Origin of the sequence: Gemella sp. GH3, assembly GCF_013415425.1 — a bacterium.
GTDB lineage: Bacteria > Bacillota > Bacilli > Staphylococcales > Gemellaceae > Gemelliphila.
This window is the reverse complement of sequence record NZ_JACBYC010000018.1, coordinates 1-388: the sequence shown is the minus strand read 5'-3', so window position 1 is coordinate 388 and position 388 is coordinate 1. Positions and strand designations below refer to the sequence as shown.

Here is a 388-nt window from a genome sequence, read left to right as displayed (position 1 = left end):
CAATTAATACATCGAAGAGGTAGTAAGTATGGCAGACGAAATTAAGTTTAAATAAACTTAAGCTAACGTCAAATAGTCAATTGGAAATGCTACCATCAACCAAGAACTTGAAAGTGAAGGTCCGTAAAATAGTGCTTATGGCGAAACGAATGAATTCGTTGTAAATGTCAAAGATAAAGCAAGTGACCTTATTAATAAGCAAAAAATAATTTTTCAAATTCGAAAGGAGCTATTATTTATGAGTTTCATGGATAAAGCAAAAGAAGCAGCAGAAAAATTCAAGGATAGCGATAACGAACAAGTTAACAAAGCAAAAGATAAAATTAACGAATACACTGGTGGCGGAGACGACGACAAAAAAGACAAAGACGACAAATAAGTCTTAACC

General features: G+C 33.0%; 1 protein-coding gene. It reads left to right on the top strand.

The features are described from left to right. Positions 1-238 precede the first annotated feature (238 nt). Positions 239-379, top strand: coding sequence for an SAS049 family protein (locus HZY83_RS00095; RefSeq protein ID WP_002436115.1), 141 nt, complete (start codon positions 239-241; stop codon positions 377-379). Positions 380-388 lie beyond the last annotated feature (9 nt).